The organism is Neobacillus sp. PS3-34, from assembly GCF_030915465.1.
Classification (GTDB): domain Bacteria; phylum Bacillota; class Bacilli; order Bacillales; family Cytobacillaceae; genus Neobacillus_A.
In genome coordinates, this window is the sequence record NZ_CP133267.1 from 2,842,161 (window position 1) to 2,863,582 (window position 21,422).

Annotated in this window: 19 protein-coding genes, 4 pseudogenes and 1 riboswitch; of the genes and pseudogenes, 19 read left to right on the top strand and 4 right to left on the bottom strand. The window is 41.8% G+C overall.

The genetic code is table 11. The features are described 5' to 3' along the window. Positions 1-64 precede the first annotated feature (64 nt). The 3 genes and pseudogenes from RCG23_RS14655 (at position 65) to RCG23_RS14665 (ending at position 3,016) form a co-directional block, all read left to right on the top strand. A pseudogene (locus tag RCG23_RS14655) lies at positions 65-1,208 on the top strand (sensor histidine kinase). Between the two features lie 25 nt (positions 1,209-1,233). Continuing rightward, entirely contained in the window at positions 1,234-1,920 is a 687-nt protein-coding gene (locus RCG23_RS14660) for a response regulator (protein WP_308176321.1), read from the top strand. Between the two features lie 187 nt (positions 1,921-2,107). Then, positions 2,108-3,016: a hypothetical protein gene (locus tag RCG23_RS14665; protein ID WP_308176322.1), complete on the top strand. Its 909-nt coding sequence runs from the start codon at positions 2,108-2,110 to the stop codon at positions 3,014-3,016. A gap of 166 nt (positions 3,017-3,182) precedes the next feature. Here the strand turns inward: RCG23_RS14665 and RCG23_RS14670 are convergent, their stop codons facing one another. After that, the gene (locus tag RCG23_RS14670) at positions 3,183-3,443 is read right to left on the bottom strand and encodes a hypothetical protein (protein ID WP_308176323.1); all 261 of its coding nucleotides are present in this window, start codon (positions 3,441-3,443) and stop codon (positions 3,183-3,185) included. Positions 3,444-3,639: 196 nt separating this feature from the next. Between RCG23_RS14670 and RCG23_RS14675 the strand changes: the two genes are divergently transcribed. From RCG23_RS14675 to hag, 16 genes and pseudogenes are all read left to right on the top strand, one after another. Then, positions 3,640-5,619, top strand: a complete 1,980-nt coding sequence (locus tag RCG23_RS14675; protein WP_374049758.1) for a bifunctional metallophosphatase/5'-nucleotidase — start codon at positions 3,640-3,642, stop codon at positions 5,617-5,619. A gap of 144 nt (positions 5,620-5,763) precedes the next feature. Beyond that, complete coding sequence (locus RCG23_RS14680) at positions 5,764-6,603, top strand: DegV family protein (protein WP_308176324.1); 840 nt, start codon at positions 5,764-5,766, stop codon at positions 6,601-6,603. Between the two features lie 1,551 nt (positions 6,604-8,154). Next, positions 8,155-8,985 carry a nuclease-related domain-containing protein gene (locus RCG23_RS14685; protein WP_308176325.1) on the top strand — a complete coding sequence of 277 codons (831 nt, stop codon included), beginning with the start codon at positions 8,155-8,157 and terminating at the stop codon, positions 8,983-8,985. A 148-nt stretch (positions 8,986-9,133) separates the two neighbouring features. After that, positions 9,134-10,632: pseudogene (locus tag RCG23_RS14690) on the top strand (DEAD/DEAH box helicase). A 1-nt stretch (position 10,633) separates the two neighbouring features. Then, on the top strand, positions 10,634-11,359 hold the full coding sequence (locus RCG23_RS14695; RefSeq protein WP_308176326.1) for a ComFC family protein: 726 nt from the start codon (positions 10,634-10,636) through the stop codon (positions 11,357-11,359). 56 nt (positions 11,360-11,415) lie between these two features. Continuing rightward, the gene (locus tag RCG23_RS14700) at positions 11,416-12,309 is read left to right on the top strand and encodes an Rpn family recombination-promoting nuclease/putative transposase (RefSeq protein ID WP_308176327.1); all 894 of its coding nucleotides are present in this window, start codon (positions 11,416-11,418) and stop codon (positions 12,307-12,309) included. Positions 12,310-12,315: 6 nt separating this feature from the next. Continuing rightward, entirely contained in the window at positions 12,316-12,561 is a 246-nt protein-coding gene (locus RCG23_RS14705; RefSeq protein ID WP_308176328.1) for a hypothetical protein, read from the top strand. Positions 12,562-12,657: 96 nt separating this feature from the next. Then, complete coding sequence (locus RCG23_RS14710) at positions 12,658-13,074, top strand: TIGR03826 family flagellar region protein (protein ID WP_308176329.1); 417 nt, start codon at positions 12,658-12,660, stop codon at positions 13,072-13,074. Between the two features lie 142 nt (positions 13,075-13,216). Further along, positions 13,217-13,483 (top strand): flagellar biosynthesis anti-sigma factor FlgM, encoded by a 267-nt coding sequence (gene flgM, locus RCG23_RS14715; RefSeq protein WP_308176330.1) that lies wholly within the window; start codon positions 13,217-13,219, stop codon positions 13,481-13,483. Between the two features lie 18 nt (positions 13,484-13,501). Continuing rightward, positions 13,502-13,984 (top strand): flagellar protein FlgN, encoded by a 483-nt coding sequence (locus RCG23_RS14720; protein WP_308176331.1) that lies wholly within the window; start codon positions 13,502-13,504, stop codon positions 13,982-13,984. Between the two features lie 26 nt (positions 13,985-14,010). Then, positions 14,011-15,555, top strand: a complete 1,545-nt coding sequence (gene flgK / locus RCG23_RS14725) for a flagellar hook-associated protein FlgK (RefSeq protein ID WP_308176332.1) — start codon at positions 14,011-14,013, stop codon at positions 15,553-15,555. A gap of 10 nt (positions 15,556-15,565) precedes the next feature. Continuing rightward, on the top strand, positions 15,566-16,456 hold the full coding sequence (gene flgL, locus RCG23_RS14730; RefSeq protein WP_308176333.1) for a flagellar hook-associated protein FlgL: 891 nt from the start codon (positions 15,566-15,568) through the stop codon (positions 16,454-16,456). A 149-nt stretch (positions 16,457-16,605) separates the two neighbouring features. Further along, a complete protein-coding gene (locus RCG23_RS14735; protein WP_308180069.1) occupies positions 16,606-17,094 on the top strand; it encodes a DUF6470 family protein in 489 nt (162 codons plus the stop codon). Positions 17,095-17,109: 15 nt separating this feature from the next. Continuing rightward, positions 17,110-17,537 (top strand): annotated as a pseudogene (gene fliW, locus RCG23_RS14740) (flagellar assembly protein FliW). A 5-nt stretch (positions 17,538-17,542) separates the two neighbouring features. Continuing rightward, positions 17,543-17,758 (top strand): carbon storage regulator CsrA, encoded by a 216-nt coding sequence (gene csrA / locus RCG23_RS14745; protein WP_308176334.1) that lies wholly within the window; start codon positions 17,543-17,545, stop codon positions 17,756-17,758. A gap of 155 nt (positions 17,759-17,913) precedes the next feature. After that, positions 17,914-18,768: a flagellin Hag gene (gene hag, locus RCG23_RS14750; RefSeq protein ID WP_308176335.1), complete on the top strand. Its 855-nt coding sequence runs from the start codon at positions 17,914-17,916 to the stop codon at positions 18,766-18,768. A gap of 403 nt (positions 18,769-19,171) precedes the next feature. Here the strand turns inward: hag and RCG23_RS14755 are convergent, their stop codons facing one another. The 3 genes and pseudogenes from RCG23_RS14755 to RCG23_RS14765 all read right to left on the bottom strand — a co-directional run. Further along, the gene (locus tag RCG23_RS14755) at positions 19,172-20,026 is read right to left on the bottom strand and encodes a DNA endonuclease (RefSeq protein ID WP_308176336.1); all 855 of its coding nucleotides are present in this window, start codon (positions 20,024-20,026) and stop codon (positions 19,172-19,174) included. 127 nt (positions 20,027-20,153) lie between these two features. Beyond that, positions 20,154-20,507: a flagellin gene (locus RCG23_RS26015; RefSeq protein WP_374049856.1), complete on the bottom strand. Its 354-nt coding sequence runs from the start codon at positions 20,505-20,507 to the stop codon at positions 20,154-20,156. A gap of 126 nt (positions 20,508-20,633) precedes the next feature. Beyond that, positions 20,634-20,983, bottom strand: a pseudogene (locus RCG23_RS14765) (flagellin); the annotation flags it as partial. Between the two features lie 278 nt (positions 20,984-21,261). After that, positions 21,262-21,357: riboswitch (cyclic di-GMP riboswitch) on the top strand. Positions 21,358-21,422 lie beyond the last annotated feature (65 nt).

Consider the following 21,422-nt stretch of genomic DNA (forward strand, 5'->3'; position numbering starts at 1 on the left):
ATCAGACTGTAATTCAAGTTAAAATATGTTAAACCCAGTGGTTTTTTCCTTTGGAGGAATCATCATGACGATTAAGAATTTTGATACAAAGGCACTCGATCTTATTTTAGAAAAAATGATTGAAACTGTTGGCAGCAGCAAGCACGAGATTTTTCGCATTGGCGAAAATTGCCGAAATGACCATGAAACCATCACCTCAGAGTTAAAAGAAGTAAAGGTATTGGTTGCCCAGACCATTAATAACGGAGACCTTCTTGACGGACAAGCTCGGCTCGCGAGAAAACGGCTTTCCGAAGTAAGCATGCATTTTAAAAATTACTCGGAAGCAGAGGTGCGCGAGGCTTATGAGAAGGCACATCAGCTGCAGATGGAGCTTACTCTGAACCGCCAAATGGAAAAGCAGCTTCGCGATCGCAGGGATGACCTGGAAAGAAGATTGCTTGGCTTGAATGAAACGATTGAACGGGCTGAAAACCTTGTCTCCCAAATATCCGTTGTCATGAATTATTTGATGAGTGACTTAAGGCAAGTGGGTGAGATTCTGGAGGATGCCAAATTAAGACAGGATTTCGCCTGAAAATCATTGAAGCCCAGGAAGAAGAGCGAAAGCGATTATCCAGGGAAATTCATAACAGCCACCAGATGCTTGCGAATGTGATGATGAGATCCGATTTGATCGAACGCATCTATCGGGAAAGAGGAGCCGATGAAGCTCTGACTGAAATCAAAAGCTTTAAGCAGATGGTAAGGTCATCTCTTTACGAGGTGCGCCGAATTATTTATGATCTGCGTCCAATGGCTCTGGATGACTTGGGGCTCGTACCAACATTGAAAAAATACTTACAGACAATCGAAGAATATCATAAGAAAACCGCTATTTCCTTTAAAAGCATGGCGAGGAGCGCAGGCTTCCTTCTAAATACGAGGTTGCCCTTTTCCGGCTAATTCAGGAATCCGTGCAAAATGCCTTAAAGCATGCAGATGCAAAGGAAATCAATGTAAAGCTTGAAATTCAAAAATCGGCCATTACCGTTATCATCAAGGATGATGGCAAAGGTTTTGAAATGGGCAACAGGAGAGCTGACTCATTCGGGTTGGTCGGCATGAAGGAACGGGTCGATTTATTAGAAGGAGAAATGACGATCGACTCCAAAAAGGGTGCTGGCACCCTGATATTTATTCAAATTCCATTTTTAGATAAAGATTAGAGACAGTTACAGGGAGGCGAAAGGTTTGACGACAAGAATCGTAATTATCGACGACCATCAATTATTTCGTGAAGGGGTAAAAAGGATTTTAGAGTTTGAAAAGTCTTTCCAGGTTATTGCAGAAGGTGACGACGGAAGCGAAGCAATCGGCTTAATCGCGGAACATCGCCCTGATGTTGTTATTATGGACATTAACATGCCAACCATGAATGGTGTAGAGGCGACAGCCCTTGTAACAGAAAAATACCCAGATTCAAAAGTAATTATTCTTTCCATCCATGATGACGAAAACTATGTCATGCATGCCCTGCAAACAGGAGCAAGAGGATACCTGCTGAAGGAAATGGACGCCGACGCGCTAATCGATGCAGTCAAGGTTGTCGCTGACGGCGGATCTTACTTGCACCCGCGCGTAACGCATAACCTAGTGAACGAATACCGCCGCCTGCTTGCAAGTGGCGAAGAGAGCAGCACTACAGGAATTATGGGAATTGAAATCCGCCGCCCGCTTCACTTGCTGACACGACGCGAGTGTGAGGTTCTGCAAATGCTTGCTGACGGAAAAAGCAACCGCGGAATTGGCGAAGCATTGTACATCAGTGAAAAAACAGTTAAAAACCATGTCAGCAATATCCTGCAAAAAATGAATGTAAATGACCGCACCCAGGCAGTAGTCGTAGCCATCAAGAATGGCTGGGTCGAGGTACGATAAAAAGCTTAAATCCCCTTCCGAATGCGGAGGGGGTTTTTTTGTCCAGAAAAAGGATATTTTGCAGTCGATTTATATCATACAAGTAGAAATGTATTAAGCCGATAGAATCATTTTTAGAAAATTTAGTAAAAATTCGACAGTTTTTTTCGATATAAAAAAAGAAAACGAAAACCGACAGGAGGATTTTATGAAAAATTCATTACTTAAAGTCGCTGTTCCCGCCCTCGCCCTTGGATTAGTATTTGCACCATCAGTGGACGCTGCGAAACCATCCCCGCAAAATAAGGTTGTTGAAAAAGAAAGCGAAAAGGGGAAAGAAGCTGAAAAGAGTAAAGAAGAGGTAAAGGTAAAGGAAGCAGCTAAAGCAGAAGAAGCTGCAAAGGACAAAGAAGAAGCAAAAGCAAAGGAAGCTGAAAAGGCTAAAGAAGCAGCAAAGAAAGCAGATGAAAAGGCTAAAGAAGCAGCAAAGAAAGCAGCCGAGAAGGCCAAGGAATCAGCAAAGAAAGCAGACAAAAAGACCAGAGAAGCGGCAAAGAAAGCAGCCGCAAAAGCTAAAGAAGCAGCAAAGAAAGCAGCTGCCAAAGCCAAAGAAGCAGCAAAGCAATTGATGCCGATTAATAAAAATATCGCTAAAGTAGAAGCAGGCGTGGCAAAGCTTACTAAAAATGTTGATGATTTTTACAAAAAGACTGGCACAACTCAGGAAGCTGAAACAGAATTCTTTAAAAGTACATCAGGTAAGTTAAAAGCTAGTACAAATCAGCTAAATGCACTGAAAAAGCAGCTTGATCACGTATCAAAAAAATACGGAAAGACTGATGCCGTAACAGCAGCATACACAAAAGTGACTGCACTGATCGATAGCATAACGGAAACAAACAAAAAGCTCACTGATTTCCACAGCAAATTTAAACCTGCTGAACCAGCGACAGATCCGACTACAACACCGGATCCAACTACAACACCGGATCCAACTACAACACCAGATCCGACTACAACACCGACTGACCCGGCGCCAACACCGGATCCAACTACTCCACCAGCGGACCCGGCACCAACACCAACACCAGATCCAACGACACCAACGAATCCATAAATTAATAGAGCCCCCTCGCATTGGTTCGCCGACTGCGAGGGGGCTATTTTTTTTAGAAAAGGGTTTTCGCGAGATTAATGGTGAAACGCGCGAGATTCTTTTGGAAAGGTGCGAAATAAATTTAAAAGTCGGCGAGATTAATCGGAAAAACGGCGAGAAAAGTGGTCTATTGAGCGAGAAGATCGAATAAAACGGGTGGTTCCCCCTGTTTAAAGACAATTTGCTGCCCTTCCGGCTCCTGTCCGAAAGGGTTATTAAATAAATTGGCCTGGTCGCGAGGATATGAGGCTCCAAATAGGTGGCGAGCTTCTATCATATGAATGATGGTACCAAGGCCAAGAGGTAATTGATCCCCTTGAATGAGCTTACGGCGAAATAATCGGTTAATCCCGCGAGATTCTTTCGAAAACGCGCGAAATAACTTCAAAAATCCGCGAAATTAATCGAAAACCCGGCGAGAAAAAGTGGAAAACAAGCGAGATTACTTATGAAATTTCCGAAAATAATCATTTAAGGCAAACTTTTTATCGAAAAATAAACTTTTTTTAGAATTTTTAGTCAAAAAATTACATATCCATTCGAAATATATATGGTAAAACAAACATTATTTAGGAGGTTATTGAGTGAAGAATCTACTTAAAGTTGTTGCGCCTGCCCTTGTCCTTGGATTAGTTTTTGCACCAACAGTTGATGCTGCAAAACCAGTTTCAAAGCATAAGGTGGAAGTGAAAAAAGGCTCTAAGCATCATGGGTATGAAAAAGTAAAAGAAGCAGCGAAGAAATTAGCTCCTATTAATAAAAATCTTGTGAAGGTGGAGGTAAATGTAGCTGTAACGGCTAAAGTGACAGCTGATTTTTACTCAAAACCGAAATCTAAGGAAGCGGAATTGGCTTTCTATAGGGGTACTCTTGGAAAGGTATACTCTTATTCAAATCAGCTGAATGCCTTAAAAAAGCAAGTTGATCAGGTTTCAAGAAAATATGGAAAAACAGCGGATGTAAATGCTGCTTATAAAAAGGTTGCGGCTATTGGCGCAAAAATTTTAGCAGCCAAAAATACACTTGCTGAGCTACATAAAAATTTCACACCGATGAACGCTGCAAAACCCTTCGAAGTCCAGATTCTTGGCATTAATGATTTTCATGGCCAACTGGATACGTATGATACAAAGCTAAATGCGGGCGGCGCTGAATATTTAGCTGCTTACCTGAAGCAGCGAGAAGCAACAAACCCAAATACATTGCTCGTGCATGCAGGAGACATGGTTGGAGCAAGCTCTCCAGTTTCTGCATTGCTTCAGGATGAACCGACAATCAGATTCTTAAACAAGATGGGCTTTGATGTTGGCACGCTTGGTAACCATGAATTTGATGAAGGCGTCCAGGAAATGATGCGTCTCATCAAAGGCGGCGCCCATCCGAAGACAGTTGATAAATACGGCCCATTTGAAGGGGCACAATTCCCATATGTATCAGCGAATGTTGTTGATGCTGTAACAAACAAGCCTATTTTAAATCCATATGTTATTAAAAAAATTAACGGCGTTGATATCGGTTTTATTGGTGTTACGCTAACTGATACGCCAAATATCGTTATTCCAAGCGGAGTAGCAGGCGTTAAGTTTTTAGATGAGGCGGAATCTATCAACAAATATGCTGCAGAATTAAAGAAAAAGGGCGTAAAAACGATTGTTGTCCTTGCGCATAATCCTGTAACATCTGATCAGGACGGATCCAATCCAAAAGATGAATTAGCTGAAATTGCTAATAAAGTGGACGATGAAGTCGATGTAATGTTCGGCGGCCACAATCATAAATACGCGAATACAACAGTTGATGGAAAATTGATTGTCGAAGCCTATTCCTATGGAACAGCTTTTGCTGATGTTGATTTAACGATCGATCCAAATACGAAAAACGTTATTTCTAAAAAAGCGGAAATCGTTACAACATACCGTGACAAGATTCAGCCTGATGCCGAAATTAAGGCGATGATCGATAAGTATGTTGCGGATGCGGCTCCAATTTTAAATAGAGTCATTGGAAAAACTCCTAATTTTATCAGCCGTACAGAAAATGCTGATGGAGAGTCTGCAATGGGGAATTTGATTGCTGATTCCATGAAAGCGCAAACTGGTACTGACTTTGCGTTCATGAATGCGGGCGGCATACGTGCAGATATCGTTGCTGGAGATATCACATGGAAGGAAGCATTCACTGTCCAGCCTTTCGGCAACGATTTAGTGAAAATGACGTTGACAGGTGCCCAAATCAAGGCGTTATTTGAACAGCAGTGGAGCCCAACAAGTACTCGTATTCTAAAGGTCGCAGGATTAAAGGTTCAATATAATGATTCATTAGCAATTGGCAGCCGCGTCGTTTCTTTGACAAAAGATGACGGAACTCCAATTGTGCCAGACCAAAACTACACTGTTACAGTGAACAGCTTTATGGCTGGCGGCGGTGACGGCTACAGCGTCCTTCTTCAAGGAACAAACCGTGCGACTGATGTTGTTGACCTTGATGCGTTAGTCAATTATCTTAGCGCCAAAGGTGAAGTGAATCCGCAAATCGAAGGCAGAATTGTTAAGCTTAATAAATAATGATTCGTTTAGGCCGCGCCGTCCACTATGGATGGTGCGGTTTTTTTAGGATTACTTCATTGTAAACGGATGCAAATTCTACTATTTTCATATAGAATATGATAAATACATAATGTAGAGAAAAAGATAAGGACGGTATTTCTTATGAAAACGGCAGTCGTTACGGATAGTACGGCGTACATACCGAAGGAATTGCGCGATAAATGGAACATTTACATGATTCCACTGAATGTGATATTTGGAAATGAAGTTTATCGAGAAGAAGTAGATATAGACGCACTGGATTTTTTTGAAGAGGTTAAAAACCGAAAGCTGCCGACCACTTCGCAGCCGCCTGTCGGAGAATTTGTTGAGCTGTTTGAACGGCTTTCGGCGGAGTACGACGCTGTAGTGAGCATCCACCTTTCAAGCGGCATCAGCGGAACATATCAGGGAGCCGTAACAGCGGCGGGCATGGTTGAAGACATCAAGGTATATCCGTTTGATTCGGAAATCAGCTGCATGGTACAGGGCTTTTATGTGCTCGAGGCCGCAGAATGGGCTGCAAGGGGAGAGTCTCCGGAGGCTATTATGAACCGTCTTGAGGAAATGAAGAAATCGGCCGATGCCTATTTCATGGTAGACGATCTGGGGCATCTTCAGCGGGGCGGACGCCTGTCGAGCGCTCAGGCATTGATTGGCAGCCTGCTTCAGGTAAAGCCACTTCTTCATTTTGTTGATGCAAAAATTGTCCCGTTTGAAAAAATCCGCACCCGCAAGCGGGCAATGAAGCGTATCGCCGAGCGGTTGGGTGAAGTCGCCGCTGGAGATGAGGCATACCGGGCCGTCATCATCCACGCCAACCGGGAAACAGAAGCTCTTGAATGGAAGTCCGAGCTTGAGGCCGAGTTCCCAAATGTAGAATTCATGCTTGGCTACTTCGGAGCAGTCATCGGCACACACCTAGGCGAAGGCGCCATGGGAATGGGATGGGTGAAGAAATAAGTTTGCTGTGTTGCCCTTTCGGCTTGAGCCGGAAGGGTTTTTAAATTGGCCAGGACGAGAGAGGATGAAACTGAAAAGGATGGTGAGCGATCGTACCAGGGCCAGGAGGTAATTAATCCTTAGAAGAGGCTTGCGGCGAAATAATCGGTTAATTCCGCGAGATTCTTATGAAAACGCGCGAGAAAAACAGCAAAGTCCGCGAGAAAAACGGATATTCCGCGAGAAAACGGAAGGATTCTACTAAAAATGGTTCGGCAGCGACGATTTGCTGCCCTTCCGGCTCTGGCCGTCAGGGTTTTTATAAAAAATGGCCCGGACGAGCGGATATGAGGGCTCAAATAGGTAGCGAGCTGCCGACACATGAATGATAGGACCAGGGCCAAGAGGTAATTGATCCTTTGAAGGGCTTGCGGCGAAATAATCGGTTAATTCCGCGAGATTGTTATGAAAACGCTCGAGAAAAACAGCAAAGTCCGCGAGATAAATAGAAAAACCGGCGAGAAAAACGGATATTCCGCGAGAAAACGGAATGATTCTACTAAAAATAGGTTCGCCAGTGACAATTTGCTGCCCTTCCGGCTCTGGCCGTCAGGGTTTTTATAAAAAATGGCCCGGACGAGCGGATATGAGGGCTCAAATAAGTAGCGAGCTGCCGACACATGAATGATAGTACCCGGGCCAGGAGGTAATTGATCCTTTGAAGAGGCTTGCGGCGAACTAATCGGTTAATTCCGCGAGATTTTTATGAAAACGCGCGAGAATATCGTAAAAGTCCGCGAGATAAATAGAAAAACCAGCGAGAAAAACGGATATTTCGCGAGAAAACGGAAGGATTCTACTAAAAATGGTTCGACAGCGACGATTTGCTGCCCTTCCGGCTCTGGCCGGAAGGGTTTTTATAAAAAATGGCCCGGACGATCGGATAGGAGAGCTCAAATTGGTGGTGAGCTGCCGATACATGAATGATAGTACCAGGGCCAAGAGGTAATTGATCTTTGAAGAGATTTGCGGCGAAATAAACGGTTAATTCCGCGAGATTGTTTTGAAAACGCAGGAGAAAAAACAGAAAGTCCGCGAGATAAATAGAAAAACCGGCGAGAAAAACGGATATTTCGCGAGAAAACGGAAGGATTCTACTAAAAAAGATTCGAGAGTGACAATTTGCTGCCCTTCCGGCTCTGGCCGTCAGGGTTTTTATAAAAACTGGCCCGGACGAGCTGATATGAGGGATCAAATAGGTGGCGAGCTGCCGACACATGAATGATAGTACCCGGGCCAGGAGGTAATTGATCCTTTGAAGGGCTTGCGGCGAAATAATCGGTTAATTCCGCGAGATTCTTATGAAAACGCGCGAGAATAAACAGAAAGTCTGCGAGATAAATAGAAAAACCGGCGAGAAAGACCACTAATTCAGCGAAATAGATCACTCAATAAGTATCAAAAGAGAGGTCGCACGTTGTATTTGTGACGAATTTTCAAAATTACTGATTCGAGGCAGGAATAAAGCAGCCAAAACGAGAATTTTTTCAAAAAAAGAGGAGTGTGAAGCTATTGATTGTAAAACAAAGGACAATACCTATAGAGATTATTGTAAATAATGCTTTAAAAAGAAGATTGATGCCTAACCATCCTGCATTACCGGCAATCGATAAAGACTTATATAAAAAGAATGCCGGACATTATGGGGAAGAAGCCATGGATTATCCTTTAAAAATGCTTTCAAAAAAAGATTATGTCATTTTTCACGGTCTGCGACTTCCTTACGATGATATGCATTTTCAAATTGACACACTCCTATTAACCACAAAATTTGGTATGATTCTTGAGTCGAAAAATTTAGGAGGGGAATTATATTTTGATGAGTCAAGTGAACAATTATTTCAAACGTATAATGGAAAAAAGGAAGGTGTACAGTATCCAATTTCTCAGGTACAACGCCAGATAAAGCTCCTCAAAGCTCTTCTCCAGCGTAATATGATTCCTGTGGTTCCGTATGATTTTCAAGTCGTCATCAGCCATTCATCGACTATTCTCCTGCCCCTCGGTGCTCCCGTTCTTCAAAAAGTTTGTCATGTCCATTCCCTCCACGGAAGAATAGAGAAAGTGGAAAACAGATATAAAAAAGACATTCTTGATTTAAAAACATTGCAAAAAGCGACTCGGCTGCTGATAAAAAAGCATGAGCCAAAGAAACTTGCTATTAAAAAAAAGTATGGCATCGAGAAAAATGAAATATTAACAGGTGTTCATTGTCCTGAGTGCTCCTATCGTCCGATGCAGTACAAAAAAGGCAAATGGCTATGCCTGCCAAGCTCAATCAAAGGATGCTTATTTTCAAGGCCTCGGAGATTATTGCCTCCTCATAAATTCCACCATTACTAATTCCGAATTGCGGCGTTTCCTCCATCTCCCGACCATTGGCATTGCACAGAAATTTCTCCGGTCGCTAAACCTTCCCGTTACTGGAAAAACGAAAGATAGAGAATACGATCTTCAATCACTAGCTCCCAAAAATTAAGAAGGTGACATTTTGCGATTTTTAATCGAAAAAGAAAAGCTCGTTCCAGTTACTGAATTGGTTGAAAGTTCACTCCCTATTTCACACATTTCAACACTGCCTGAGTTCATAATCAATCCCGACTTCCCCTTCAATCAAGACCTCCAATCCTTTCTCACTGGAAAACAGCTCCTTCTCGATGACCTCCCCATTCCTATAACCGAAATCCATGAACACTATGAAAATGGTTATATCCAATACCGTAAAGGAATCACTTACAAGGGCAAAAATCCCAGGTGTGCCCGCTGCGGCAACAGTGACGAGCAATGGTTCGCACGTTTCCCGTGCTCTAGGTGCGGTGAAAAATGTCTCTATTGCAGAAAGTGCATTATGATGGGACGAATCAGTGAGTGCACACCACTCATCAGTTGGCAAGGACCGCCACCCGCTCCCGACCTTCCAGACGAAATCCTGGAGTGGAGGGGGATTTTATCAGAAAGGCCAGACCACAGCGTCAAATCGGGTAATCGCAGCGGTCCGACACAATGAGGATCTTCTTGTCTGGCCGTATGCGGCGCAGGAAAAACGGAGGTTCTTTTTGCAGGAATTGAAGCGGCTCTCGCCGATCAAAAAAGAGTCTGTATCGCGACACCACGCACGGATGTCGTTCTCGAACTCACCCCAAGGCTGAAGGCCGCCTTTCCGAACATTCCCGTTGCGTCTCTGTATGGAGGCAGCGAGGATCGACATGTTTTTGCCCCCCTCACAATTGCGACCACCCACCAGCTGCTCCGCTTTTACCATGCCTTTGACACACTTATCCTCGATGAAGTGGACGCATTTCCCTACACTGCGGAGGAATCTCTTCAGCATGCAGCCATCCAGGCGCGAAAGCCTGAATCGGCCATGATCTATCTGACAGCAACGCCGAATCAAAAATGGCAGAGGGAGTGCCGGACAGGAAAAAGAAACTTCGTCACGATCCCGGCGAGATTTCATCGCCATCCGCTTCCTGTACCCGTATTCTCCTGGTGTGGCAACTGGAAGAAACAGCTTCTGAAAGGAAGACTGCCCTCAAACATCCTCAAATGGGTTCAACAACGTCTTCAGCTTCGCAAACAGACTCTGTTATTTTTTCCCCATATAAAATTAATGGAAAAAGCTCTCCCTGTCCTACAACAGCTTGATTCAACGATTGAGGCTGTCCATGCCGAAGACCCATTGCGAAAGGAAAAAGTGATGAAGATGCGCAATAAAGAGATTCCGCTGCTGCTTACGACAACGATTCTTGAACGGGGCGTGACCTTTCCCAATATCGATGTGGCGGTAATAGGAGCGGAGGATGATATTTTTACAGAAAGTGCCCTTGTCCAAATTTCCGGGCGGCCGGAAGGAGTGCGGATTTCCCGACTGGCGACATCGTATTCTTCCATTACGGAAAAACAGAAGCGATGCTAAAGGCAAGAAAGCAGATTATCGCGATGAACCGGGAGGGTTTTCAAAAAGGACTGCTGGATGGAGGGGGAATGTAGTATGGCGAAAGGTTTTTTCCAATTTGACCGCTGTTTGATATGCCACGAAGTAATCAATCCACCAATCGGCTGGAACTCTATTTTTTCAATCGAAAAAGGACACTTTTTGTGCGAGGAATGCGAGGGCAAGCTCGAGACGATTAAAGGGGAGACATGCCATATATGCGGGCGTTCGTTTACCCCATCAGAAGAGCAGTTTCGGCAGGACGAGCTTTGCCTCGACTGCGTCCGTTGGGAGGATGATTCCCAGTGGAGTGGCCTGCTTTTGAAAAATTCATCCCTCTATGTTTATAACGATTTTTTAAAGGAGGTCATCGCGCTTTTTAAATATCGCGGGGACTATGCGATTGCAAAAGCGTTTTCCCAGCCCATGACTGAAAAAATCAACACTTTGCAAGCTGATTTGTACATTCCCGTCCCTTTAAGTGATGAGCGGCTTTATGAGCGGGGCTTTAACCAGGCCGAAGCACTTATATTGGGGGCTGGCCAAAAGCCATGCCATCTCCTAACCCGAATCCACTCAGAAAAACAATCGAAAAAAACACGCTCCGAACGTATTCACCTACCACAGGTGTTTCATTTACATACCGACAGAAATCTAATGGGGAAAAACGTCGTCCTTGTCGATGATATTTACACAACAGGCTCGACCCTAAGGCATGCAGCAAAACTTTTAAAGGATGCAGGTGCTTTAACGATTCAGTCGCTCACCTTGGCAAGAGGATGAACCGTGGTTTGATGATTAATAGGAAAAATTATGGTAAAATTACAGGAGGAAGAAACATGAAAAGGCTTAACCCACTAAATGATTTCCTTTTTAAAAAACTGTTCGGAGAAGAGAAGGATAAGGACCTTTTAATCGGGTTTCTTAATGCAATACTCAATTCCGACATTGTTAATTTGACGATCGAGAATGAAAATCTTCACAGAACCACTGAGGAAGATAAATTAGGCATTTTGGATATTAAGGCTAAAACGATAACAGGTGAAAAATTTAATGTTGAAGTTCAACTGGTAAACCAGAAAAATATGATTCCAAGAACGCTTTTTTACTGGTCAAAGCTTTTTGTGGAGGATTTCGAATCAGGAAGCAATTACAAGCAATTACAGAAGACCGTTGCCATTAATATTCTTGGATTTAAATTAGAAGAGTTAAGGTATGAATCGTTTCATTCTATTTTTAAATTGCGTGAAGTCAGTTCAAATCAATTATTAACCGACTTAATAGAAATACACTTCATCGATTTCCCAAAATTCGAGGAAGAAAATTACAATTTAAAAAATCCCCTGCACCGCTGGTTATTATTTTTAAAAGAGGATATTCCGCAAGATCAGTTAAGGGAGGTTGTTAACATGGATAGTATTCTTAATAAAGCAGAAGAAAAGCTGATGAAATTGAGTGCCGATCCCGAAACTCGAAGAGAGTATGAGTTAAGAGCAAAAGCCCTTTCGGACGAACGCAGCAGAATGGAAGATGCGAAAGAAGAGGGGATGGAAAAAGGAATTGCACAAGGTATCGAAAAAGGAATTGCAAAAGGAATCGAAAAAGGAATAACCCAAGGAGTATTAAAGGTCGTTCAAAGTTTTTTAGATAGTGGAATGCCCCTTTCGGAAGTTGCCAAACACACTCCGTATACGGAAGAAGAATTGGAAGCAATGTTAAAAAAGAAGGAATGAGTTCACATGAATTTTTCTGAAGAAAAGCTGATGAAATTGAGTGCTGATCCCGAAACTCGAAGAGAGTATGAGTTAAGAGCAAAAGCCCTTTCGGACGAACGAAGCAGAATGGAAGATGCGAAGGAAGAGGGGATTTTTAATGTTGTAAAAAGTTTATTGGAAAGAGGAATGCCCCTTTCCGAGATTGCCAAACACACTCCATATACACTTGATGAATTAAGCAAATTAGTAAAGAATGAGGAAAAAAGTTAGGCAGGATTCTATTTTTTGAGTATGTTTCTCCCATTCCTTTCCTGTTCCATACACGTTATAATGAAAAAAACATAGAAGCGATCAGGGGGATATTGAATGGAGAATTTACAGAACTGTCCTGGCTGCAATGAGATTTTTGTGAAAACGCAATTTCGGGATGTGTGCCCGAAATGCTGGAAGCAGGAAGAAAATGATTATGAAACCGTTTATACCTTTATGCGGAGACGGGAAAACCGCGCGGCAACGATTGAGCAGGTTGTGACGCAAACGGGTGTAAAGGAAGACAAGCTTCTTAAATTTATAAAAAAAGGGCGAATCCAGCTGGCTCATTTTCCGAATCTGGGCTACCCGTGTGATAAGTGCGGACATATTATCCGTACAGGGAAGCTGTGTGAAAAGTGCCAGACCGAGCTGCGCCAGGATCTGAAGCAGCATGAAGCGGATGAAGAACGGAAGCAGGAAATACAACGGCGTGAAAAAAAATCTGCCTACTATATTTCAGAGGGAAACTAAGCTGCATATCGATGTGCGGCTTTTTTTTATAGTAATAAAGATATAATTTTAACTTAATCAATAAAATATTTAAAAAATCATTGATTTTATCCGATAATAGTATTAGGAGAACAAGGTTCGTAATGAAAGTGAGGGAATGTCGATGAAAATCAATCCATTTGGTACGCAGGGAGTCAATCCGTATAAACGCCAGATGAATAAAGTTGATCAAGTCAGCAAGACGGCTGGTAAGGCGACAGACAAGGTTGAAATCTCTGCTACTGCAAAGGAAATGCAGGAGGTTTCCCAGGTTTCCCAGCAGCGCCAGGCAAAAATTGACCAGCTGAAAATCCAGGTTGAAAATGGGACATACAAGGTAGACCCGAGAGAAACTGCGAAAAGCATGGTTAATTTCTTTACGAAAAAATAGACGAGGGGAGGGGACACCATGGACTCGTTAAAATTGCTCGCGGCGATGGGAAAGCTATTAAAGCTGCACCGTAGCCTTCGCGAACTTGCTGACAAGAAGACAGATATTGTTAAAAAGGGAGACATGGATGCCCTGACCCAGCTTTTGAAGGAAGAACAGGCTCATATTACTGCTATTTCCAAGCTTGAGAGTGAGCGGCAGAATCTTGCAGCGGCAATTGTGCCTGCAGTGGACAAGCCTTCCGTTTCAGATTGCTTAACTGTTCTTCATGGCGAGGAAAAAATCATGCTCGAACAAATGCGTTCAGAGTTGGTAGAAATCGTTTTTCAAATCCAGCAAAAAAATGAGCTAAACCAGCAATTAATTTATCAATCACTGCAGTTTGTCAATTTATCTCTGGATTTAATTGCACCACAACCGGAGGAATTTAACTACGGTCCGCCAGCTGGCAGGGTAAATGAGCCGGGGCGTTCGCCCGGAATGTTTAATTCGAAAGCTTAACAAGAGATTAAATTGGAGGAACCTTCATGCGTTCAACCTTTATGGGATTAGAAACAGCGCGCCGGGGAATGTTTACCCAGCAGACCGCTTTATATACAACAGGACAAAACGTATCAAATGCGAGCACACCGGGCTATTCACGCCAGCGTGTAAACTTCCAGCAAACAGAACCATATCCGGGAAAGGGCATGAATATGCCGCAAATGCCGGGACAGATGGGGACGGGCGTAAAAGCAGGCTCAATTCAGAGGATGCGTGAAAGCTTTCTCGATGTCCAGTACAGAGGGGAAAACAATAAGCTTGGCTACTGGGAATCGCGTTCGGAATCACTGGATAAAATGGAAAATATCATGAATGAGCCATCCGATTCAGGTCTCACCAACACGATGAACCAGTTCTGGCAATCACTGCAGGATTTAGCTGTCGACCCAACCAATGCAGGGGCACGCTCTGTTGTCCGCCAGCGTGGAGAGGCAGTTGCAGAGACCTTTAACTATGTATCAAATTCTCTTACAGCGATTCAAAAAGACCAAAAGGACCAGGTAGATGTCTCTGTAAAAGAAGTTAATTCAGTTGTTTTCCAATTAAATAACGTGAACCAGCAAATTGGCAGCGTGGAACCGCACGGCTATTTGCCGAATGATTTATATGATGAGCGCGACCGATTGATCGATCAGCTTTCCTCAATGGTCAATATTAAAGTCGATTATGTGAAATCCGGCGGGAATCCAGATCCAAATGCAGAAGGAAAAGCTGTCATCAAATTAGTGAGTGATAACGGAGCTCAGCTGGGTGTTCTGCTCGGCGATAATAGCTATAACGAGCTGAAGGTTAATTATGATGGCGTGGACGAATCCGTTAAGACGCTTACGCTTGGCGCTTCCTCGATCGATTTTTCCCAGATGAATTCAACCGGAAAGCTGAAGTCGCTGATTGAGTCATATGGATATGAAGAGAACGGACAAGCTACAGGAACATATACAGATATGGTTTCTAAGCTCGATAACCTGGCCTACACGTTTGCAACCGAATTTAACAAAGTACATAGTGATGGAATCAGCCCGAATGAAATCACGGCAAAACAGAAACAGGATATTTCATTTTTTGCGGATGCAGGAAACGCTCCTATTTCTGATAAAAAAGGATTTGCTAGCAGGATTCAATTATCCGGCGATATCCAGAACAGCCTTGATAATATCGCGACAGCAAGCGGAGATCCGGCCATTGCAACACTTGGTGATGGAAGCAATGTGCTTGCTCTGGCTAGGGTGATCAATAACAAGTACGAGTACAGCGCAAATGAACAGGCCGATTTCCAAAGCTATTACCAGGGTGTCATTGGCAGCATGGCGGTAAAATCCCAGGAAGCGACACGCCTTTCACAAAATAGTACTTCCCTACAGCAGGCGGTAGAGGAAAAACGGCAGTCTGTCAGCTCGGTTTCATTAGATGAAGAAATGACCAATATGATTCAGTTTCAGCATGCCTATAATGCCTCGGCAAGAATGATCACGTTGCAGGATGAAATGCTGGATAAAATTATTAACGGCATGGGAGCCGGCGGAAGATAGGTGAAATGATATGCGTATTACTCAATCAATGCTAGCGTCCAACTCATTAAGGAACTTAAGCAGCAGTTATTTGAAAATGGGAAAATATCAGGAGCAGCTTTCTACTGGCAAAAAAATCACGAAGCCGTCGGACGACCCGGTTGTCGCCATGAAGGGCATGCATTACCGTTCGGATTTGACTGAGGTAGATCAATATAAGCGAAACTTGTCCGAGCTTCATTTGTGGATGGATAATTCCGAAGCTGGGATGGAGCAGGCAAACAGCGCGCTGCAAAGAATTCGTGAGCTTGTGGTACAGGGGCAAAATGGATCCCTTACACCGGAGGATCGTAATGCGATTGCGGCAGAGGTTGGCCAAATGAAGCAGGATTTGGTGAAAACAGCCAACACGCAGATTGCCGGCCGATATATTTTTCACGGCAATGATGTCATGAATCCGCCTGTTGCACAGGAAGAGCCACCCGTTGTGGCTGCTAATTTAACTAATCCAGCCATCAATAATTACAATGTTGAAGTGTCAAAGGGTGTTTCACTTAAAGCGAATGTGAATCCAGCCAATGTGTTTAGCCAGGAATTATTTGATGTTGTCGGCGGCATTCAAAATGCGATGGAAAATAATAATTCTGGTGAATTAAATGGATATCTTTCAAGGCTAGACAAGGTGATGGAAACGTCATCGTCTGAACGCTCAGAGCTTGGAGCTCGCTCCAACAGGCTTGATATGATTGAAAACCGACTTGGCCAGCAAAGTGTCATGGCGAATCAGGTTCTTTCTGATAATGAGGATGCAGACATCGAAAAGGTGATCATGGATCTGACTACTCAGGAAAGTGTTCACCGTGCAGCACTCAGTGTCGGTTCAAGAATCATCCAGCCAACGTTAATGGACTTTTTAAGATAGAAGCTATTCTTTTTGAATAGCTTTTTTTGCTAGATAGGGGGAGAATTTATGAGACTTCCACAAATAAGAATGCAATCTACTTTTGCACAAATTGATATTCGTTCGCAAAAGGCCAGCTTGAAATCCATCAGCAGCCTGCCGATTTAAGCATCCAGCAGCCAAAAGCCGAAATGCAGGTAAACAAGATTCCATCAAGGCTGACGATCGACCAAACAATGGCCCGGGCGGATGTCGATCTTAAAAGTGCACCGATGAGAATCGAAGAGGCTGCACAACAGGGTCATCAGGATCTTCTTGCGGGTATAGCCCGCCGTGCACAAGAGGGCGAAGAGATGATGAAGATTGAAAATGGTGGCGGTGCAATCGCCCGTCAGGCAAAGCGGAAAAGCGAGACACCTCAATACGATTTTAAAATTGGCTGGATTCCGTCACCGGGAAGTGTTCAAATTAACTATGATCCAGGCAGGCTCGATATTAATTGGCGAGTAAACAAGCCGATCATCGACAGCAGAAGCCATCAGCCAATGATTAATTACGATCGAGGAAATGTAGATATTAATATGAAGCAGTATCAGTCGTTAAAAATTGATTTTGATAATCTGAATTTTATTGGAATCAATTATGAGCAGACTATATAAAGTGAGGATGACATTATGCGAATTAACACGAAATATCATGATGAAATAGAAATTAACAAAGAGGATATTCTGCATTTTGAAAAAGGGATACCTGGTTTTCAGGAGGAAAGGGAGTTTATCATTCTGCCTTTATCGGATGATCATACTTTTTCTGTTATGCAATCAGTCTCGACACCGTATCTTGCATTTGTGGTGGCAAGTCCGTTTCCTTTTTTTAAGGAATACGATTTTAAGCTTGAGGATTCAATAGTTGAAGAATTGGAGTTTAAAAACGAAAAAGATGTAGTAGTTTTTTCAATCCTAACGGTTCAGGAGCCCTTTGAAAAAACAACCGCCAACCTACAGGCCCGGTAATTATTAATATTTCCAATCAAAAAGCGAAGCAGGTCATTTTAAATAATGACCAGTATAAAACGAAACATCCCATCTTCCAGAAAGGGTGACTTCCATGTTAGTGCTGACGAGAAAGAACGGAGAAACCATCAAGATTGGTGATGACATCGAAATCACCATCATTTCTGCTAAAAATGACCAGGTCAAAATCGGCATCAACGCGCCAAAAAATGTCGAGATTTTCCGGAAAGAAATCTACGACCAAATCCTAAGCGAGAACGAACAAGCGTCTAAAGATATATCAGGAATGCTAAATTTCTTCAAAAAGTAACAAAATGAAACAAAAAGTTAGAAAAAACTATTAAACATTGTTTCTTCCAGTCGATATTAATAGCAAGAGGGAATAAGGGCGGCCGACCTTATCGACTCCAACTAATCTAACAGTTCACAAGGACGTGAACTTAAAATTCAAGGAGGAAACACATAATGCAAATCAATCACAATCTTGCAGCGTTAAATACTTACAACAGATTGAACACTGCAACAAACGCTCAATCAAAGTCAATGGAGAAATTATCTTCTGGTCTTCGTATTAACCGTGCAGGTGACGATGCAGCTGGTCTTTCAATTTCCGAAAAAATGCGCGGCCAAATCCGTGGCTTGGATCAGGCTTCTCGTAACTCACAAGATGGCATTTCCATGATTCAAACAGCTGAAGGTGCGCTAAATGAAACACATGACATCCTTCAACGTATGCGTGAACTTGCAGTTCAAGCTTCCAATGATACAAATACTACAGAGGATAGAACTTCAATCCAATCTGAAGCTGATCAACTAGCAAAAGATATTAACCGAATTGCTAACAATACACAATTCAACTCTAAAACTCTTATGGATGGCACTTATAAAAGTGGCGGAACAGATATCAATTTCCAGGTTGGAGCAAATGAAGACCAATTGATGACAATTAATTTTGAAAACATGCAGGCTAAAACTGGATTAGCAGTTGCCACTGCTGATGATGAGACTACAAGTGCTATTGACCTATCCTCTACCACTGCTGTTGCAACAGCTTCAATCACAACACTTGATACTGCTATTAAAACTGTTTCAGCTGAGAGATCTAAGTTAGGTGCGTACCAGAACCGTTTAGAACACACAATTAATAACTTAAACAACTCTTCTGAGAACCTAACTGCTGCAGAATCACGAGTAAGAGATGTTGATATGGCTAAGGAAATGATGAACCAAACTAAGAATTCTATTCTTGGTCAAGCAGCACAAGCAATGTTGGCTCAATCAAATCAAATGCCACAAGGAGTACTACAACTCTTGAAGTAATTGATTTTAGGGCGTCCAGTTTGGCAACGATCTGGAGTATAACTGGGTGAATTGCTGGAACTTCCTAAAGCTTTATCAACCACTGCGTAACTGGAAACGGTCAGCGTGAAGGTTTGAAAATGATAAAGATAGAACAATGGATAATCAGCAGCCAAGCTCCTGTCTCGAAAGAGTGGAGAAGGTTCAACGACTAGGGAAAACGATCTAAGGCTGAATAATGCTATGATTATGAATCCCGTAGGGCAGCAAATGCTGTTCGAAGTGCCCAGCTCCTTATTTTATTAATAAGGGTGAAGATATAGTCTATTCTGTAACCGAAAGGTACAGCGGCAAAGCAAGCCAACCAACAACCACAAGGAGTTCTTCAACTTCTTCGTTAATCTTTATTTTAGGATGGACCCCATTAAAGGAGTCCATCCTTTCTTAATGATTGGATTTTATATACGATTGACCAGTAGGAACGGTTTAATTCAGCAGCTATGTCGTTATCTTTGGTCCCATTTCGTTTTAAGTAAATAATCTTTTTGATCTCTTCATCCTCGTAATTTCTCCACCTTCCCGAATCTGATGAAAGAATTTCGTAACCAGGGTATTCCATAAGCAGCTTTTTTCTTTCAAAACTTAAACGCGTGAACCAATTAAATTTGTATTCCATCTCTCTGCAATCTTCAACAGTACTCTTGATAAAGCAAAGGAACCGTAGCGTATCATTTACTTTCGTGAATTTTAGTATATATCCAAAACCATCTTTTCTTTTGCTTAAACAAAAGTTAAATCCAAAGATTTTACTGATATGTTCTTTAAGTATTTTCAACTCATTAAGTGGATAATTTTGTAGATACAAATATATATGAGGCGTTAAATATATCAATTTTTTTTGTTTATTTATTCTTTTAGAGATGCATAATGAACCGTCGTCTAAATAAAGAATAGATAAAAAATGGGGAAGAGTGCAATACTGTAGGAGTTCATGAGGAATTCTTTTCTTTCCTTCATTATTATAAAAAAAATTATACAAATTCGTAAATAAATTATCAGATTTAGATACTAAATAATTACTGTTTTGGCGGAGGTAGAGAAAGCCATCAAAAAAATTAGCTTTCCAAATTCGGTAACTTTTCTGCATCTCCCCAAAATGTTCCCTATAATTATTGTTTTTCCTCCTACTATTTTTATAAAGTTTCGTAATTTCTCCATCTGCAATTATGCTTGCGATTAATATGTTTTTTTGGATATCTGTGAGTTGAGTAAATAACATTTTTCTCACTCCTCTTTAATAAGAACGCACGTTCTGTTTATTCTTATAATAGACCATGTATAAGAAAATTTAAAGTAAATCCTTACAAAAAAAGAACCTATTTAAACGAATAGGTTCTAGTTGTTTATTATTCAAATAGTACTTTTTCAAAATGTTGTTTTTGATCATCAGAAAACTTATGCAAAGAGTATGTGGCTTCAGTAAGGACTTTGTTTATGGCTAGTAGCATAGTTTCCTTACCCATATCAGCATCCCGAATATTCGATTCAATGGTTGTTAAGTTATATTGGAGAACCATTGAATTATCAAGATTATGTTCAAGTGCAGAATATTGGGAACCAAGTCTTGTAAGCTGTCCTGCAATATTTGTAATGACATTTTGTGAAAGTTGCAGTAACTGTTTAGCTGTATCTCTTGTCTCCACTGAGGCATTAGAAAGTCCTAAACTTCCTGTTGTTAAATCTATTAAATCAATTGTCATATTTTGATTTGAACCCGAACCGATCTGGAAGCTGAGTTTTTTAAGTTTATCCTGCCTACTATTCGATCCTAGAAGATTATGTGTATTAAATTGAACTGTATCTGCTGTTTGCTGTATCGAAGAAAGTAATTCATTTACTTCGACTTGTAATCCGGAACGGGAGTCGTCGTCCATTGTGTCATTAGCAGCCATAACGGAGATTTCATACAATCTTTGCACATCTTCATTTGTCTTCATCAATCCATCTTCGCCGTTTTTAATAGTGCAATACCATCCTGAATATTACGTTGTGACTGTGCCAATCCTCTTATTTGCGCTCTAGTTGTTTCTGAAATGGCCAATCCAGCTGCATCATCAGCTGCCCCTTGTACCTTCATTCCTGACGAAGCATTTCTTGTTGCCTTTTGCAATTTATCATTTACTTTATTACGTCTATTTTCAAAGAATTTATTTTCATATTGGCTATTTAGCCTCATTCGTTTTCAACCCCACAAAATCATTTACTATCTTTCTATATATCGGATAGGATGGGTAATTTTTCATAGGTGAAGTGGCAATTTTTTTTAAAAATATATGAAGATTTCGTTGCTTTTATATGTTTCCATTCCACATAGACTATAAATATCAAAAAACAAACTGATAAATTAGAAAAAAAATTCAATAAAACAGTCTTTTTTTATCATATTATAGGCACTTTATCCTATTTATTATTGGTTGGCTTAGGATTATTATAGATTTATAGTCATAATTAACCAAGTGAAAAAGGCAAATCATAGGAAACTATGAGACGCAAAGCCAAGGGCCTGAACCATGAGGACTATATTCTCATGGATGGTAGCCGGTTGCCGCAAGGAAATCATAGCGCTGTACTACTATGAACCTTGTTTGAGGTTCTTTTTTTATGCCTTTTTTCAC